General features: G+C 61.8%; 13 protein-coding genes and 1 tRNA gene. 7 read left to right on the forward strand and 7 right to left on the reverse strand.

Going from position 1 to position 16101, the window contains the following annotated elements; genetic code table 11:
• Nucleotides 1-187 precede the first annotated feature (187 nt).
• From LB519_RS20920 to LB519_RS20940, 5 genes are all read left to right on the forward strand, one after another.
• A tRNA-Pro gene (locus LB519_RS20920) sits at nucleotides 188-264 on the forward strand.
• Nucleotides 265-804: 540 nt separating this feature from the next.
• Nucleotides 805-1095, forward strand: coding sequence for a hypothetical protein (locus LB519_RS20925; RefSeq protein ID WP_024503706.1), 291 nt, complete (start codon nucleotides 805-807; stop codon nucleotides 1093-1095).
• A 180-nt stretch (nucleotides 1096-1275) separates the two neighbouring features.
• Nucleotides 1276-1518: a hypothetical protein gene (locus LB519_RS20930; RefSeq protein WP_027164085.1), complete on the forward strand. Its 243-nt coding sequence runs from the start codon at nucleotides 1276-1278 to the stop codon at nucleotides 1516-1518.
• Nucleotides 1519-1524: 6 nt separating this feature from the next.
• A complete protein-coding gene (locus LB519_RS20935; RefSeq protein ID WP_224621053.1) occupies nucleotides 1525-1965 on the forward strand; it encodes a hypothetical protein in 441 nt (146 codons plus the stop codon).
• A 222-nt stretch (nucleotides 1966-2187) separates the two neighbouring features.
• The gene (locus LB519_RS20940) at nucleotides 2188-2532 is read left to right on the forward strand and encodes a hypothetical protein (RefSeq protein ID WP_013532688.1); all 345 of its coding nucleotides are present in this window, start codon (nucleotides 2188-2190) and stop codon (nucleotides 2530-2532) included.
• A 33-nt stretch (nucleotides 2533-2565) separates the two neighbouring features.
• On the opposite strand, the gene LB519_RS20945 is transcribed toward LB519_RS20940, so the two are convergent.
• The 4 genes from LB519_RS20945 to LB519_RS20960 all read right to left on the reverse strand — a co-directional run bounded on the left by LB519_RS20945 (nucleotide 2566) and on the right by LB519_RS20960 (nucleotide 8030).
• Nucleotides 2566-4185: an ABC transporter ATP-binding protein gene (locus LB519_RS20945; RefSeq protein ID WP_224621056.1), complete on the reverse strand. Its 1620-nt coding sequence runs from the start codon at nucleotides 4183-4185 to the stop codon at nucleotides 2566-2568.
• 47 nt (nucleotides 4186-4232) lie between these two features.
• Nucleotides 4233-5357, reverse strand: a complete 1125-nt coding sequence (locus tag LB519_RS20950) for an ABC transporter permease (protein ID WP_224621058.1) — start codon at nucleotides 5355-5357, stop codon at nucleotides 4233-4235.
• The gene (locus tag LB519_RS20955) at nucleotides 5350-6273 is read right to left on the reverse strand and encodes an ABC transporter permease subunit (protein ID WP_013532691.1); all 924 of its coding nucleotides are present in this window, start codon (nucleotides 6271-6273) and stop codon (nucleotides 5350-5352) included. Before LB519_RS20955 ends, LB519_RS20950 begins: the two co-directional genes overlap by 8 nt.
• 164 nt (nucleotides 6274-6437) lie before the next feature.
• A complete protein-coding gene (locus LB519_RS20960) occupies nucleotides 6438-8030 on the reverse strand; it encodes a peptide ABC transporter substrate-binding protein (RefSeq protein WP_013532692.1) in 1593 nt (530 codons plus the stop codon).
• Between the two features lie 412 nt (nucleotides 8031-8442).
• Between LB519_RS20960 and LB519_RS20965 the strand changes: the two genes are divergently transcribed.
• The gene (locus LB519_RS20965; protein WP_224621112.1) at nucleotides 8443-8856 is read left to right on the forward strand and encodes a TadE family protein; all 414 of its coding nucleotides are present in this window, start codon (nucleotides 8443-8445) and stop codon (nucleotides 8854-8856) included.
• The gene (locus LB519_RS20970; protein WP_224621059.1) at nucleotides 8857-10638 is read left to right on the forward strand and encodes a TadG family pilus assembly protein; all 1782 of its coding nucleotides are present in this window, start codon (nucleotides 8857-8859) and stop codon (nucleotides 10636-10638) included.
• Nucleotides 10639-10648: 10 nt separating this feature from the next.
• Here the strand turns inward: LB519_RS20970 and LB519_RS20975 are convergent, their stop codons facing one another.
• The 3 genes from LB519_RS20975 to LB519_RS20985 form a co-directional block, all read right to left on the reverse strand.
• A complete protein-coding gene (locus LB519_RS20975; RefSeq protein ID WP_224621061.1) occupies nucleotides 10649-12271 on the reverse strand; it encodes an alpha-glucosidase family protein in 1623 nt (540 codons plus the stop codon).
• A complete protein-coding gene (gene glgX, locus LB519_RS20980; protein ID WP_224621063.1) occupies nucleotides 12258-14273 on the reverse strand; it encodes a glycogen debranching protein GlgX in 2016 nt (671 codons plus the stop codon). Before glgX ends, LB519_RS20975 begins: the two co-directional genes overlap by 14 nt.
• Nucleotides 14274-14472: 199 nt before the next feature.
• Nucleotides 14473-16101, reverse strand: coding sequence for an alpha-D-glucose phosphate-specific phosphoglucomutase (locus LB519_RS20985; protein ID WP_013532697.1), 1629 nt, complete (start codon nucleotides 16099-16101; stop codon nucleotides 14473-14475).

Genomic DNA, 16101 nt, shown 5'->3' on the forward strand with positions numbered 1-16101 from the left:
GAGTGGCGGAAATTACGAGTTGTCGAGGACTGCGGCTTAGCACAGAAGGCTTTAAGCCACGTTTATCCCAGGAGGGAATCCGAGCCTTTCGGGCTATGCTCGACGAAAGCCGATGAAATGCGACAGAAGTGCTGCCATGCCGCTTGCAGGAACGAAGTGTGGCGGCTATAAGCCCGCGGTCTGGTCACGGAGTGTAGCGCAGCCTGGTAGCGCACCTCGTTCGGGACGAGGGGGTCGCAGGTTCAAATCCTGCCACTCCGACCAGAAAAAACAAAGAGTTAGCGCATCCCGACTTCGGCGCTCCACCTGCCCCTCAAGCGAGATTACTCGCGTCTCCCCGCCGGCCGACAGCGATGCCTGTTGCACTGGACAGCAACCAGACGGTCTCAACCGGCCGCCTGATGCCTTCGTGCGTGCGCTCGCGGACAGATTCCGGAAAACATCTCAACTGGTACGCGCGTCCGGCTAGCGGAGGCCAAAAAAGCTCAAGATCGCTATCACGATGACCACAGCTCCAACGAGCCAAATGATATTGTTCATGATCTCTCTCCTGTTGCCTGGGGGGAAGCCCGCGCCTCTTGCGGAGAACGCGGGCCGACCAGTCTTTGCCGACTGATCCGCAGCAGACACCAAATCGTGATCCCGGCTGCGAGAAATAAAACCATCAGGCACGTCTAATGTTCCGTCGTTGACGAGATCCCGCGGTGACAGTGAACGTTCGGGCCGATGCCGGACCACCGGAACCAAAGCGATCAGGGGCAGTTAATCCAATGAAGGGCTAATTAAGAAAACGGAGGAATTGCAATGAAAACAATGATCATGTGCGCGTTGGCGCTTTCCATTGGACTGCCCGTCGTGGCTTCGGCAGCCGAAGCCGATGTGGTTGTTAGAACCCATCATCGACATCACGGCAGCGTCAAGATCATCAACGAAGACGGTCAGCGCTTGCACCACCGCCGCCATGGTACTGTGGCGTTCTACGACCATGGGCGCCGGCATCATCACCGCGATACCGTTGTCGTGACAGGTTCCGTCTCCACCCATCGCCACCACCATCGGCACCATCCCGTGGTGATCGAGAACGACGGGTACTGACCACAGATCTCCGGCCCGATTCTTGAAGGAATCGGGCCACGAGAGGCCCTTTGATCATGCTTTTGGCAGCATCGTCGGCAAGACAATTGCCCCTAGCCAGACTTAGGTCTGACCCCTGCCCGACCGAAGTCCAGGTTGGAAACGCATGCGCTTGCCCCAAATTCGGGGGGGCGGGCAAAAATGATCGATGAAACCAAGAGCAGCAGCATGTCGAACCGGGAGACCAAACGATCCGATGCCCTGAGCACGCGAGTAACAGAGATCAAGGCCAGGATGCAGCAAGCCCAGATTACCGAAGACGAGATAAAGATCTTCCAGAAGGTCGCGGCCATCATGGAGGGCGGCGAGGGCCGAATCGAGGTTGACGACCTGATTGCCGCGTCATTCCTCACCGACACGCTGCTGAACAGCCCGAAGCGTTAAGCGACCATGCCGACGATTAGCAGACTTTTTGATTCCCACGCCGATGCGACGAGGGTCGCTAGCGACTTGGTGGCGGCCGGAATTCCTCGCGTACAGATCGCGATCATCGGGCCTTACAATGACGAGACAGGATCTGTTTGGGTTTCCGCTTTGGGGTCGGTACTGGGCGCTGCCGCCGGCGGGTTGGCATGTCTGAGCGCCGTTGCGGCAGTTGGCATCAATCCTGTTGCTGCGAGCGTATTGCCAACAGCGGTGGCTGGCGCGGTCTGTGGCGGCGTTGCCGGCGGTCTGTTTGGAACATTCGCCCTGCGCGCCATGAAGGCGGATGATCAGGACGTGGCCGAGGGCGTCGTCCTGGTGACGGCGCATGTCGATGAAAATGACGCTGAGATCGCTCAGACAGTGCTCGGCGGTCCCCCGTCGACGTTGGTGGCCGAAGCAGCTTAGGAAAGCCGCCTCGACGTCGCCGGAACCGGCACTCTCCGTTTGCCAGCGATTGAACTCCACACCCGGCAAATAGCAATTCAGACTGGGGAGGTTCCTGCTGTCGACCGCATGGCCGAGCCCTGTGGCAGGTTCCTTCGCGGCCGCATATTTTGACGAAAAGGCCCGTCGGCTCTAGGGTCGATTAACCTGATGGAATGAGTGAAACGGCGGGCCGAGTGCGACATGAATTTGAATTCAACCACAGCCCCGCCCTTGATTCTTGTGATGACGCTGGTTCTCGTCGCTGGCTGTTCATCGCTCGGCAGAACCGTCGATCCAGCGAAATACGATTCAATGACGTGCACCGACCTCAACAGTGCGATGGGAGACGTCGCCCGTGACATCTCGCAAACGGCAATCACGCGCGGCAAGGTCGCCAACACCAATGTTCCACGCTGGCTGCTCGGCGGCTCACGCGTGAAGACCGCGGTAGCCAACCGTGAAACAGCCAGGATCGACCGGCTTAAGCAGCAACAGGATGCCATTGCCGCCGTGCGAGCGCGCAAGTGCCAGAGGTCCGCGAATTGAGCGGACAGCCAACGCCTCGGTGCAGAGCCCGGTTCAGGCGCTCAGGCGAAATCGCGTCACGTCGATCGCGGCGGCCATCAGCGTCTGTGTGTAGGCGTGCTGCGGATTGCTGAAGATCGCCTCGGTCGGCCCTTCCTCGACGATCTTGCCCTGTTTCATGACGATGATGTAGTCGGCCATGGCGCGCACGATCGACAGATCGTGGCTGATGAAGAGATAGGACAATTCGTGGTCCGCCTGCAGCTTGCGCAGCAGTTCGACGATCTGTTTCTGCACAGAGCGATCGAGCGCCGAAGTCGGCTCATCCAATACCACCAGCCTGGGCTTCAGGATCATGGCGCGGGCAATGGCGATGCGCTGCCGCTGACCGCCGGAGAATTCGTGCGGGTAGCGGTTGCGGGCGTTGGGGTCGAGGCCGACCTCGCGCAATGCCTCGACCGCGCGTTGATCACGCTGCTTGCCCGAAAGGTCAGGCTCATGCACCAGAAGTCCTTCGGTGATGACCTGGCCGACAGTCATGCGCGGCGACAACGAGCCGAACGGGTCCTGGAAGACGAGCTGCATCTGGCGCCGCAGCGGCCGCATCGCCTGCCGGTCGGCTTGGGAAATGTCGCGATCGCCGAAACGGATGAGCCCGTCACTCGGCAACAGCCGCAGCAAGGCGCGGCCAAGAGTCGATTTGCCCGAGCCGGATTCACCAACGATGCCGATGGTCTGGTTGCGCTGCAGCCGGATCGAGATGTGATCGACTGCACGCAGCATCAGCGGTTCGCCAGCAAGAAACCCGCCGCCGATCCTGAACGTCACTTCGACATTCCTGCCTTCGAGCAGCACTGGGGCGTTGGCGAGCGGCGGCGCCTTGCTGCCGGTCGGCTCGGCCGCCAGCAGCATTTTCGTGTAGGCATGCTGTGGGTTGACGAAGATGGCCTCCGCCTCCCCCTCCTCGACAACCTCGCCCTGGCGCATGACATAGACCCGATCGGCAAAGCGGCGGACGATGCCAAGATCGTGGGTGATGAAGACGATCGCCATGCCGAGCTTGCGCTGCAATTCGGCCAGAAGCATCAGGATCTGCGCCTGTATGGTCACGTCGAGCGCCGTCGTCGGCTCGTCGGCGATCAATATGTCAGGGTCGTTGGCGAGCGCCATCGCGATCATCACACGCTGGCGCTGGCCACCCGACATTTCGTGCGGATAGGATTTCATCCGCCGCTCGGGATCGGGAATATGCACCAGCCGCAGCAGTTTGAGCGCTTCTTCACGCGCCTCCGCGACATTCAGGCCCCGATGCCGGCGGATCGGTTCGATCAACTGGTTGCCGATTGAATAGAGCGGATCGAGCGAAGTCATCGGCTCCTGGAAGATCATGCTGATCTTGCGGCCACGGACCTTGTTGAGCTCGGATTTGCTGAGTGTTAGAAGATTGCGGCCACGATAGTCGACGCTGCCTGTCGCTTCGCCATTCGACGCCAGCAGGCTCATCGCCGCCATCATCGTCTGGCTTTTGCCGGAGCCGGATTCGCCGACCACGGCAACGGTCTCGCCCGATTTGACATGGATGTTTATGCCCTTGACCGCCTCGACGGCGCCGTCGAGCGTGCGGAAGCGGACACGCAAATCCTTGACGCTGAGGATCGTTTCGGAAGCAGCCATCTCAGCGGTCCCCCTCTTTATCGATCCGCATCTTAGCGATCCCCATCTTAGCGATCCCTCGGGTCGAGTGCGTCGCGCAGGCCGTCGCCGACGAAGTTCAGCGCAAACAGCGTCGAGACGAGGAAGAAGGCGGGGAACAGGAGCAGCCAGTTGGCGGTGCCGATGTTCTTGGCGCCGACCGAGATCAGAACGCCCCAGCTGGTCATCGGCTCCTGCACGCCGAGGCCGAGAAACGATAGGAAGCTTTCCAGGATGATCACCTGCGGCACCAGCAGCGTCATGTAGATGACCACCGGGCCGAGCAGGTTGGGGATGACGTGGCGCAGCAGGATGCCGCGCTGGCCGACGCCCATGGCTTCCGCCGCCTGGACATATTCCTGGCGGCGGATCGACAGTGCCTGGCCACGCACGATGCGCGCCATGTCGAGCCACAGCACGGCGCCGACGGCCAGGAACATCAGCACGAAGTTGCGGCCGAAGAACACCACCAGCATGATGACGAAGAAGATGAAGGGCAAGGAATAGAGCACGTCGACGATGCGCATCATCACCTCGTCGACCTTGCCTCCGGCAAAACCGGCAGCGGCCCCGTAGACCACGCCGATGACCACCGCCACGACGCCCGCGAGCAGGCCGATGGCCAGCGATATACGCCCGGCCATCAGCGTGCGCGACAACAGGTCCCGTCCGGTGTTGTCGGTGCCGAACAGGAAATATTGCTGCTTGATCGAGGCGCTCATCGTCACTTCCAGACCGTCCGGCGACTTGCTCTCGGTCTTGGTGTCGTCAAAGGCATCGGATCGGTCAAGATAGCGGATGTTGCGATCGTCGATCGGCCTGGTCGACTTGACGGTGACGAAGACCTGGTTGCCTTCCTGCCGCCATTCCTTGATGTCGACCCGCATGCGCTTGATCGCTTCGGTGAGCGCCGTCTCGATCATGTCGGCCTTCGGATAGGCTGACAGGCTTGGCGGCATGCGCACATAGTCGGCATAGATGGTGGTGTATTGATGCGGCACGAACCACGGCCCGAACACGCTGACGACCCCGATCAGGGCAAGGTAATACAGGCTGAACATGGCGGCGCGATTGGCCTTGAGCCGCGCCCAGGCATCCCCCCAGAGCGAACGGCCGATGACGGTGGGGGCGACTGTGGCCGCGATGTCAGTCATAGCGCACCCTCGGATCGACGACCGCGTACATGACGTCGACGATCAGGTTGAAGACAATGGTAAAGATGGCGATCACCACCACCGTTCCCATCACCAGCGTATAGTCACGATTGAGCGCGGCATCGACGAAATAGCGGCCGACGCCTGGGATGGAGAAGATCGTCTCGACGATGACCGAGCCGGTCAGCAGTGCCGCCGCCGCCGGACCGGTGAAGGAGACGATCGGCAGGATGGCGCCGCGCAACGCATGCTTGACCACCACCGACCAGTCGGACAGGCCCAGCGCGCGCGCCGTGCGGATGTGGTGGGACCGCAAGGATTCGATCATCGAGCCACGCATCAGCCGGGCGACGATGGCGATCTGCGGCAGGGCGAGCGTCAGCACCGGACCGACCTTGTTGATGAAAGCGCCATCGCCCCACCCACCGATCGGCAGCAGCCTCCAGGTCAGCCCGAACAGGAGTTGGATCACCGGCGCGATGACGAAGGTTGGGATGGTGCTGCCGGCCGTCGCCAGCGCGATCACCGTATAGTCGCCAAGCTTGTTCTGATTGAGCGCCGCAATGGTGCCGAGCACGGAACCGAGCAGCAGCGCCAGGACGAGCGCCGAGGCGCCGAGCTGAACCGAAATCGGCAGCCCCTTGGCGAACAGTTCGGTGACGGTGAAATCCGGCATGTTGTAGCTCGGGCCGAAATTGCCGCGCAACAGATTGCCGAGATAGTGGACGAATTGCAGCCAGAGCGGGTCGTTGAGGCCGAACTGGGCTTCGAGATTGGCCCTGATCTCGGGACTGAGCCCCCGCTCCTGGTTGAAAGGACCGCCCGGCGCGACGCGCATCAGGAAAAACGCCATTGTCACGATGACGAACAGCGTTGGAATGGCGGTCAGAAGCCGCCGTAATACGTATCGCAGCATCGGTGCCCCGCTTGATCCAGAGCCGCGCGCGTCCAGTTGGACGGCCGCGCTCCAGCTTTCAAATCTTCGCACCGACATTTGCCGAAATCGAATTCCGGTACCCGGGCCGATGCGATGGCAAACCATCGCCACCGCGCCTGGAGGGCGCGGTGGCTTGGCCAGGGTTAGTCCTTGCTGACGAAGCGCGACGGATGCACGTCCATCACGTTGTCGACGAAGCCATGCAGCTTCGAGGAGACGATATCGTGGTAGCTGTAATAGAGGAGCGGTATCTGGCCGACGTCGTCGACCAGGATGCGTTCGGCGTCGGCCAGTTCCTTCATGCGCTGTTCGGGGTTGCCGCCGGCGGCGGCCGCCTTGTCCATGGCCGCTTCATAGGCCGGGCTGTTGTAGTCCGAATAATTGTTGCCGCTGGCTTTGCGCGAGATGCCGAGGAAGGTTTCCGGATCCTTGTAGTCGGCGATCCAGGCGGCACGTGCCAGATCATAGTTGCCCTTCTGCTCGAGGAAGGAGTAGTGGGTCTTGGTGTCGGTGTTGAGCAGCGTGACGTCGACGCCAAGCGGCTTCAGCTGTTCCTGGATCGCCACCGCAGTGTTCTTGTGGTTTTCCGACGTGTTATAGCGGATTTCCATCTTCAGCGGCTTTTCGGGCGTATAGCCGAGTTTCTCGAGGATCTTCTTGGCCGCATCCTCGCGGTCGATCTGCGGCATGTCCGCATATTTGGCCATTGCCGGCGTGTAGCCTTCGATGCCGGGAGGCACCATCGAATAGCCGGGCAGCATCGAGTTCTGCCAGACTTTTTCGGCGAGGAAGTCGCGGTCGATCGCCATCGAGATGGCATTGCGCAGCTCTACATTATCCCACGGCGCCTTGTCGGTCTTGATCGCATAATAATAGGTGCCGAGATACGGTCCAACGTGGATCTGGTCGCCAAACTTGGTCTTGAGATCGGCGAGCTGTTCAGTCGGAAGGTCGTCGTAGCTGTCCAGTTCGCCTGCCTCGAAGCGCTTCATCGCCGAAGAGCGGTCCTCGGTCGGGATGTAGTTGACGACGTCGAACTTGACGGTCGCCGCATCCCAGAATTTCGGGTTCTTGACCAGCTTCATATGATCGTTGGGAACCCATTCGGCCAGCGTATAGGCGCCGTTCGAAACGAGATTGCCGGGCTTGATCCAATCGGCGCCGAGCTTTTCGATGGAGGCCTTGCTCACCGGATAGGTCGCCTGGTGGGTCAGCATCTCCAGGAAGTAGGGCGTCGGCGCCTTCAGCGTGACCTCCAGGGTATTTGCGTCAATCGCCTTGACGCCCATGTCCTCAGGCTTGCCCTTCTTGGTGTTGACGTCCTCCGCACCCTTTACCGGATACAGCATCGAGGCATATTCGGCGCCGGTCGCCGGATCCTCCAGCCGGTGGAAGGCATAGACGAAATCGTCCGCCGTAACCGGGCTGCCATCCGACCACATGCCGTCCTTGCGCAGCTTGAACGTATAGACGGTTCCGTCGTCCGAAACCGTCCAGCTCTCGGCGGCACCAGGAATGAGATTGGCCTTCTGGTCCTGCATGACCAAGCCCTGGAACAGGTCGCGCAGGACATTGGCTTCGTAAACCGTCGAGGTCTTGTGCGGATCGACCGACTCCGATTCAGCGGCGGTGCCCCTGTTATAGACGGTCTCGGCAAAGGCCTGCGTGTAGAACGTCCCGGCGGCCAGCGTCATCGTCGTGGCGAACACAGTCGCCTTCAGCATGTTTTTCAGCATGAAGTTCTCCCTGTCGGCGCTGCCGTTGGCGCGCCTATTAAGTGTTGACGCCCTGGAGCCGATATCTGACCCCTTTGAGCGCGCCGCTGGTTCCCGTCCTGCGGCTCGTGTCCAGACACTAACGCGGAGAATTTTTATTTCAACAGACTCTCTGGGTCACCCAAAGTAAGGCGGACGAAAGCTATGGTGTGGCCGCTGAAACACCAGCCGAAACCAAAAGCTTGACTTGGTTTCTTCACCTCGACGCTATTTTTCACCGCGAATCGGGAGCCATGCCAGTTTGCCGGAATGTCTTAATGCGTTCTTAAGCAACCTGAGGTTACATTACGAGTACCTTCTATACGGTTCGAGCTTCAGACGCGCGGCGGCTATGAGTAACGGAGCAAGTAAATTGCCCAAAATCCGTCAACTAATGCGGACATTTCAAGAAGAGCGCGGTACCTCTGCGGTTGAGTTTGCCTTACTTTCACCGATTTTCATTCTTCTTCTACTCGGAATGGTTGCATACGGTATATACTTCGGCGCCGCCAACTCGATCCAGCAGATCGCAGCGGATGCCGCCCGCACGGCAATTGCCGGGTTGAACCAAACCGAACGTCAAACGCTCGTAGCCAGCTTCGTCACCAACAATGCCGGCGGATATCCCTTCGTGGATGTCAGCAAGTTGACCTACCAGGCCAACGACAGCTCGGCCGATGGAAGCCAGTTCGTGGTGTCCATACAATACGACGCCCGCAACCTGCCGATCTGGAACCTTTTCCCGGGCATAGCCATGCCCGGGACCACGATCAGGCGCCAGTCAACGATCAGGGTCGGGGGCATTTGAATGCTGCTGCATGCGTGCAATGGGATCGGTCGGCTTGCCCGGTTGATGCTGAGTGACAGGAAAGCGAACTTCACCGTCATGGCGGCATTGAGCGCGCCGGTGGCGCTGGCGCTGGCCGCAGTGGCCATCGACGAAGCCTCGATCTACACCGAGCGCCGCGAAGCGCAGGCAATGGTGGATCTGGCGGCGATCACCGCCGCCTCGAACATGACCAATGTCAATACAGCGGTCGTTACCACGCTGACCGACAACGGCATGCCAGGGGTTGTCGTTCAAAGCTCGGGACAGACGATCGAGCCGGCGGTCGGCAAAACCGTCGTGACGGTCACGCCCGGGCGATATGTGGCATCCGGGGCCAATGTGGGCCAGCGTTTCCAGGCCAGCATAACCCCCTACAATGCCGTCCGCGTCACCCTGAAGAAGATCCCCGCCCGCTATTTCGCGAGTTCGCTGATCCCCACTCCCGTCATCGGCACCCAAGCCACCGCCAGCATGACGCCACAGGCGACGTTCTCGGTCGGATCGAGGCTCGCCAGCCTCGATGGCGGTATCCTCAACGCGCTTCTCGGCGGACTGCTCGGCAGCAACATCTCGCTCAGTGTCATGGACTACAACGCGCTGATCTCCGCGGATGTGAGCGTGCTCTCCTTCGTGGACGGCCTTGCCACACAGCTGAACCTAACTGGCGTCTCGTATTCGGATGTGCTGGCATCGAAGGCGACCGTCGGCCAGATCGCCACGGCCATGGCCAATGTGCCTGGGCTTGGCAACACGGCCAAGGTCGCCCTGCAGACGATCGCGTCCAAGTCGACCAGCACGGTCCAGATCCCGCTCAGTCATCTGGTCGATCTCGGCTCCGTCGGCAAATTGGGCCTCGGGCAAAGGCCCGCCGGCCTCGGCGTCGACGCCAGCGCCTTGGGAATGCTGACGGCCGCCGCCGGACTGGCAAACGGTTCAAAACAGGTCGACGTCGCCCTCGGCGCCACCATTCCCGGGGTGCTGTCGACCACGCTCGCCATCGCCATCGGCGAACCGCCGCAATCCTCACCATGGCTGGCGGTTGGAGAAGCCGGCACCGTGGTGCGCACCGCGCAAACGCGCATCAAGCTGCTGTTCACCCTTGGGGTCGGCAGTAATCCGAACCTGAGCGGCGGCATCAGCCTGCTGTCGGTCAGGTTGCCACTGAATGTCGAAGTGGCCTATGCCGAGGCCAAGCTGACCGACATCAGCTGCCCGACCGGCCCCGACAGCCTGAAGGTTACCATTGCCGCGAAGCCCGGCATCGCGGCGGTGAACCTTGCCGCCAGCGATGCCGATAACAGCCCCACCGCCTTCGCCGATTTCAGCAACCCGCAGTCGTTCTCCGACGCCAATATCGCGGACCTCAGCCTCACTCTGCTGCTGCTCAAGATCGACCTGTTACAGGTGAAGGGTTCGGCAGCAGCCGAGGTCACCAACGTCAGCCCGACCAACCTGGTCTTCAATAAAACCGAGATTGCCGCCAAGACCATAAAGACCACCCCGACACGGGATCTGACCCAGACGCTGACCGCGTCATTGGTTGACAATTTGAGGCTCTACGTCGGCGCGCTTAGCATCGGGCTTGACCTAACCGCCATACTCGGCGTCGTGAAGCAGCCGGTCTTAGCGCTCTTGAAAACCGTGACCGCACCAGTCGACACATTGCTTTACAGCCTGCTCGATACGCTCGGCGTGCATCTCGGCGTGGCCGATGTCCGGGTCACCGGCGCGACATGCGGACGTGCCGTGCTGGTGCAGTAACGTCGGGATATCAGTCGAGCCTGCCCAAAAAGGCTCCGAGCGCTGGCAGCAAAAGCTCAGTCTCGACGACCGCGGCATTGCCATCCAGCTGCGCAACCGCTCGGATGTCCCCCGGCAACGGCCAATTGGCCGGTCCTCCGGCGAAATTGAAGACACAGAGCAGTCTTTCACCGCCGCCGTCGCGGATGAAAGCGAGCAGGTCACCCTCGGCGTCGAGAAAGCGGATCGAGCCGGATATCAGCGCCTCATGCTCCCCGCGCAAGGCCAGCGCAGCCCGGTAGGACGCGAGCACAGAGACCGTGTCGGCATTCTGGACGTCGACGGCGCGAGCGCGATGGCTGGCCGGTATCGGCAGCCAGGGCCTGGCCGTGGAGAAGCCTGCATTGTCGGCGCCGGCCTCCCACACCATCGGCGTGCGGCACCCATCCCTGCCCTTGACGCCTGGCCAGAAGCGGATGCCGACGGGATCGCGCAGATCTTCATAGGCCAGTTCCGCCTCCTCCAGCCCGAGTTCCTCGCCCTCATAGAGGCAGATCGAGCCGCGCAGGCAGGCGAGCAGCATGATCGAGAATCTTGCGACCGCGTCGGGCTCGCTGTCCGGCCTTGTCCAGCGGCTGACATGGCGCGCCACGTCATGGTTGGAGAAGGCCCAACAGACCCAGCCGTCGGAGACGGCCGCCTCGAAGGCTTCGACGCAGCCACGCACATGCGCAGCCGAGAACTGCGGACCGAGCAGGTCGAAGGTGTAACACATATGCAGCTTGTCGCCGCCTGAAGTGTAGGCCGCGAGCGTCTGCAGCGAGCGGCCTTCATCGCCGATCTCGCCGACGGCGGCGCGGTCGTCATATTCGTCGAGCAGCGCCCTGAAGCGGCGCAGGAACGCCAGGTTTTCCGGCTGCGTCTTGTCGAACAGGTGCTCCTGGTAAAGGTAGGTGTTGGTCTCGCTGTTGGTGCCGGCGACGCTTGATGCCAAGGGTGGATTGCTGCGCAACCAGCGGTCGTGGACATAGTAATTGACCGTATCGAGCCGAAAACCGTCGACGCCGCGCTCCAGCCAGAAGCGCACAGTTTCCAGAAGCGCGTCCTGAACCTCCGGATTGTGGAAATTCAGATCGGGCTGCGAGGGGAGGAAATTGTGCATGTAATACTGCCGGCGGGTAGAATCCCATTCCCAGGCCGGGCCACCGAAGACGGAGAGCCAGTTGTTTGGCGCGCTGCCATCTGGCTTGGTATCGGCCCAGACATACCAGTCGGCCTTGGGGTTATCGCGGCTGGCGCGGCTTTCGACAAACCAGTCGTGCTTGTCGGATGAATGCGACAGCACCTGGTCGATGATGATCTTCAGGCCGAGACGATGCGCCTCGGCGACCAGCGCATCGAAATCCTCGAGCGTGCCGAACATCGGATCGACATCGCAGTAGTCCGACACGTCGTAGCCCATATCGGCCATCGGCGACTTGAAGAAAGGCGACAGCCAGATGGCGTCGACACCGAGCGAGGCGACATGGGCGAGCCTCGATGTGATACCGGCGAGATCGCCGCTGCCATCGCCGGTCGTGTCCTGGAAGGAGCGCGGATAGATCTGGTAGATGACGCAACCGCGCCACCATCCCTTCTTGTCACTCGCCGCCATTGCGCTTCTCCCTTGTGCCGGCCTGCGCTCGTTCGATCATGAAGATCATCGTCCGCCCGGATATTGGCCGCGAGATATCCGCCGCATCCGGCGCTTCGATATCTGGGGCCCAGAAGAATCCGTCTCGTTCAGGCAAGGTGAACATGCAGGCCCGGCGATCGCCGTTGATAAGCACCGCAAGACGGCGGCCGTCATCGCTGGCGCCACTCAGGACCATGACAAGACGGTGCCGCTGCGGATCCTGCCAGCTCTGTTCATCGAGCGGCGCGCCCGTCTCAGCAAGCCATGCGACGTCCGGTATCTCCGAACCTGCCGGCGGCTGGCCAGTGAGGAAGCTTGTGTCGGAAAGCGCCGGCATCGATCGGCGCAGCCTCGAGAGTGCCGCTGTGTAGCGCTCCAGCGCCTGGTCGCGGCCGGCCCAGTCGAGCCAGGTGATCTCGTTGTCTTGGGCATAGGCGTTGTTGTTGCCTTGCTGGGTGCGGCCGAATTCGTCGCCCGCGGTCAGCATGATGATGCCGCGCGAGGCAAACAACGTGGCGAGCAGCGCGCGCTGATCGTTCTGGCGAGCCGCTGCCACGGCCGGGTTGTCCGCATCACCTTCCACGCCGTTGTTCCAGGACAGGTTTTCATTGTGGCCGTCGCGGTTCTGCTCGCCATTGGCTTCGTTGTGCTTGCGCTCGTAGCGCACGATGTCGGCGAGCGTCATGCCGTCATGGGCGGCGATGAAATTGACACTGCGGCTGGCGCCTTGCCCGTTCGCGGCAAACACATCTGACGAACCGGCGAGCCGGGTCGCCAGGGCGCCGACCATGCCGGCGTCGCCGCGCCAGAACCGTCTGACATCGTCGCGATACTTGTCGTTCCATTCGAGGAAGGGCGCTGGAAAATTGCCGAGCTGATAGCCGTCGGGGCCGATGTCCCACGGCTCGGCGATCAACACGCGATCGGCCAGCAGTGCGTCATCGCGCATCGCTCTCAGCAGCGGCGCCTCGGCATCGAATGTGCCCTCGACCCGCCCCAGAATGGGAGCGAGGTCGAAGCGGAAGCCATCGACACCGGCATCCCTGACGAAATGGCGAAGCGTGTCGAGGACCATCTCCTGGACCACAGGATGGTCGCAAGCGACTGTGTTGCCGGTACCGGTGTCGTTGGCCAGCCTGCCATCAGGTGTGTGCCGGTAGTAGGCCTGGTTGTCGAAGCCGCGCAGCGACAGCGTGGGACCAAGCCTGTCGCTCTCGCCGGTGTGGTTGAAGACGAGGTCGAGGATGACGCCGATACCAGCCTGGCGCAGCACAGCGACCGTGTTTCGCAGTTCCATGATGCCGCCCGGCGCAAGGCGCGGATCGAGGGCCATGAACGTCACGGGATTGTAGCCCCAGGCGTTGCGCAGCCCGAGCGGCGGCAGATGCCGTTCGTCGATCGACGCGGTCACCGGCATCAGTTCGACCGCGCCAACGCCGAGTTTTTTCAGGTGCTCGACGATCGCCGGTTGAGCAAGTGCGGCGACTGTTCCGCGCAATTTTTCGGGAACATCCGAATGCAGCATGGTGAAGGCGCGCACCGGAATTTCGTAGACCAGGCCGCCGGCGCGGAAGAGCGGCGGCGCAGCCTGCACAGGCTTCGGTAGCGCAGCCGCGATCGCCTTCGGCATCAGCGACGCGGTATCGCCCCCCTCGCCCCGGCGATCGGCCAGCCGCCAGTCGTAGGCATAAGGCCTGTCAATCTCGACGGCGTAGGGATCGGTCAGCAATTTGTCGGGGTCGAACCACAGTCCATGCTCCGGCGCATAGTCCCCGTCGGCGCGGAAACCGTAGCGGGTTCCGGAGCCAAGACCTGCAACGAACAGCGCATGGACGCCCTCGCCTTCCCGCTGCAGTTCGAGCCGTTCGATTTCCCGCATGCCCTGCTCCTCGAAGATCGAGACCCAAAGCCGACGGGCGGCCTGCGACCAGGCGGCAAAGCGGATGCCTTCGCGGGTGACTGTGGCGCCGAGCTGGGTCATGCCCGCGCCTCACCTTCTCCCCTCGCGGGAGAAGGTGGATCGGCGCGCAGCGCCGAGACGGATGAGGGGTGTTGGAAGGACCGCGGCGTTGGTGATCTGGACATCGGTTTGCGCCAAGCTGGAGCACCCCTCATCCGACCGAGCTTCGCTCGGCCACCTTCTCCCACAAGGGGAGAAGGTGAAACGCGCGCAGCCACTCTCAAGTGATCACGCTCGGCTTGGGGCGGCCGGTATGGCTGTGAATCCCGGCAATATCGTCAGCCGCGGCAATCAGATCGGCAAGGGCGGCCTGGGTGTCGAGATCGTGCCGAGACTTGTCCGGCTCGTAGCGCTCGATGTAGACGCGCAACGTCGCGCCCGACGTGCCGGTGCCGGACAGCCGAAAGACGACCCGCGAACCACCTTCGAACAGAACCCTGATGCCCTGATGCTCGCTGATCGAACCGTCGACCGGATCGTGATAGGCAAAATCGTCGGCGCTGGCGATTTTCAGGCCGCGCACGCTGGTGCCAGGCAGCGAGCCGAGCTTGGCACGCAGTTCGTCGACCAGCGCGTTGGCGCGGTCGCTCTCGACCTCTTCATAATCGTGCCGCGAATAGTAGTTGCGACCGTAGGTCGCCCAGTGCTCGGTGACGATCTGCTTGCAGCTTTCGCCACGCGCGGCAAGGATGTTGAGCCACAAAAGCACCGCCCACAGGCCGTCCTTTTCGCGGACATGGTTGGAGCCGGTGCCGGCACTCTCCTCGCCGCAGATCGTCGCCATGTCGGCATCGAGCAGATTGCCGAAGAATTTCCAGCCGGTCGGAGTCTCATAGATGCCGACGCCGAGTTTTTCAGCAACGCGATCGGCCGCGCCACTGGTCGGCATCGAGCGTGCAATGCCTTTCAAACCGGCCTTGTAGCCGGGCGCCAGACGCGCATTGGCGGCGAGCATGGCGACCGAATCCGACGGGGTGACGAAAATGCCCTTGCCGATGATCAGATTGCGGTCGCCATCCCCATCCGAGGCGGCACCGAAATCCGGCGCGTCCGGTCCCATCATCTCGTCATAGAGGTGTTTGGCGTGGACAAGGTTCGGGTCCGGATGGTGGCCGCCGAAATCCGGCAGCGGCTTGAAATTGCGGCAGGTGCCATTGGGCGCGCCGAGCCGGTTTTCCAGGATCTCCTTGGCGTAGGGGCCGGTCACCGCGTGCATGGCGTCGAAGCGCATGCGGAAGCCGGACTTGAAGAGTTTGCGCAGGGCGTCGAAATCGAACAGGCTTTCCATCAGCGCGGCATAGTCCACGACCGGATCGATGATCTCGACCGTCATGCCGGCGGCCTTGACCGTTCCTGTTGTGTCGATGTCGATCGGATCGATATCGGCGATCTTGAAGCTCGAAATCGCCTTGGTCTTTTCGAAGATCGCGTCGGTGAGCTTTTCCGGCGCCGGGCCGCCATTGCCGGCATTGTACTTGATGCCGAAATCCTCATGCGGGCCGCCCGGATTGTGACTGGCCGACAGGATGATGCCGCCAAAGGTCTTGTATTTGCGGATGACATGCGAAGCGGCTGGCGTCGACAGGATGCCGCCCTGCCCAACCATCACCTTGCCGAAGCCGTTGGCGGCTGCGATGGCGATGGCCTTCTGGATGACCTCGCGGTTGTAGAAGCGGCCATCGCCACCGATCACCAGGGTCTTGCCCTTGAAACCGTCGAGCGCGTCGAAGATCGACTGGATGAAATTCTCGGCATAGTGCTCCTGCTGAAAGACAGGCACCTTCTTGCGCAGGCCCGACGTGCCGGGCTTCTGGTCGGAATAAGGCTTGGTGGGAACGGTCCGTATCAT

Source organism: Mesorhizobium sp. AD1-1 (assembly GCF_020164655.1).
GTDB lineage: Bacteria > Pseudomonadota > Alphaproteobacteria > Rhizobiales > Rhizobiaceae > Mesorhizobium > Mesorhizobium ciceri.

What these genes read in the sequence shown, in the direction of transcription:
- LB519_RS20935 (WP_224621053.1), top strand. Translation starts at nt 1,525, where the DNA reads ATGCCGACGATTAGCAGACTTTTTGATTCCCACGCCGATGCGACGAGG.
- LB519_RS20930 (WP_027164085.1), top strand. Translation starts at nt 1,276, where the DNA reads ATGATCGATGAAACCAAGAGCAGCAGCATGTCGAACCGGGAGACCAAA.
- LB519_RS20945 (WP_224621056.1), bottom strand. Translation starts at nt 4,185, where the DNA reads ATGGCTGCTTCCGAAACGATCCTCAGCGTCAAGGATTTGCGTGTCCGC.
- LB519_RS20955 (WP_013532691.1), bottom strand. Translation starts at nt 6,273, where the DNA reads ATGCTGCGATACGTATTACGGCGGCTTCTGACCGCCATTCCAACGCTG.
- LB519_RS20960 (WP_013532692.1), bottom strand. Translation starts at nt 8,030, where the DNA reads ATGCTGAAAAACATGCTGAAGGCGACTGTGTTCGCCACGACGATGACG.
- LB519_RS20940 (WP_013532688.1), top strand. Translation starts at nt 2,188, where the DNA reads ATGAATTTGAATTCAACCACAGCCCCGCCCTTGATTCTTGTGATGACG.
- LB519_RS20965 (WP_224621112.1), top strand. Translation starts at nt 8,443, where the DNA reads ATGCGGACATTTCAAGAAGAGCGCGGTACCTCTGCGGTTGAGTTTGCC.
- LB519_RS20925 (WP_024503706.1), top strand. Translation starts at nt 805, where the DNA reads ATGAAAACAATGATCATGTGCGCGTTGGCGCTTTCCATTGGACTGCCC.
- LB519_RS20985 (WP_013532697.1), bottom strand. Translation starts at nt 16,101, where the DNA reads ATGATACGGACCGTTCCCACCAAGCCTTATTCCGACCAGAAGCCCGGC.
- glgX (WP_224621063.1), bottom strand. Translation starts at nt 14,273, where the DNA reads ATGACCCAGCTCGGCGCCACAGTCACCCGCGAAGGCATCCGCTTTGCC.
- LB519_RS20970 (WP_224621059.1), top strand. Translation starts at nt 8,857, where the DNA reads ATGCTGCTGCATGCGTGCAATGGGATCGGTCGGCTTGCCCGGTTGATG.
- LB519_RS20975 (WP_224621061.1), bottom strand. Translation starts at nt 12,271, where the DNA reads ATGGCGGCGAGTGACAAGAAGGGATGGTGGCGCGGTTGCGTCATCTAC.
- LB519_RS20950 (WP_224621058.1), bottom strand. Translation starts at nt 5,357, where the DNA reads ATGACTGACATCGCGGCCACAGTCGCCCCCACCGTCATCGGCCGTTCG.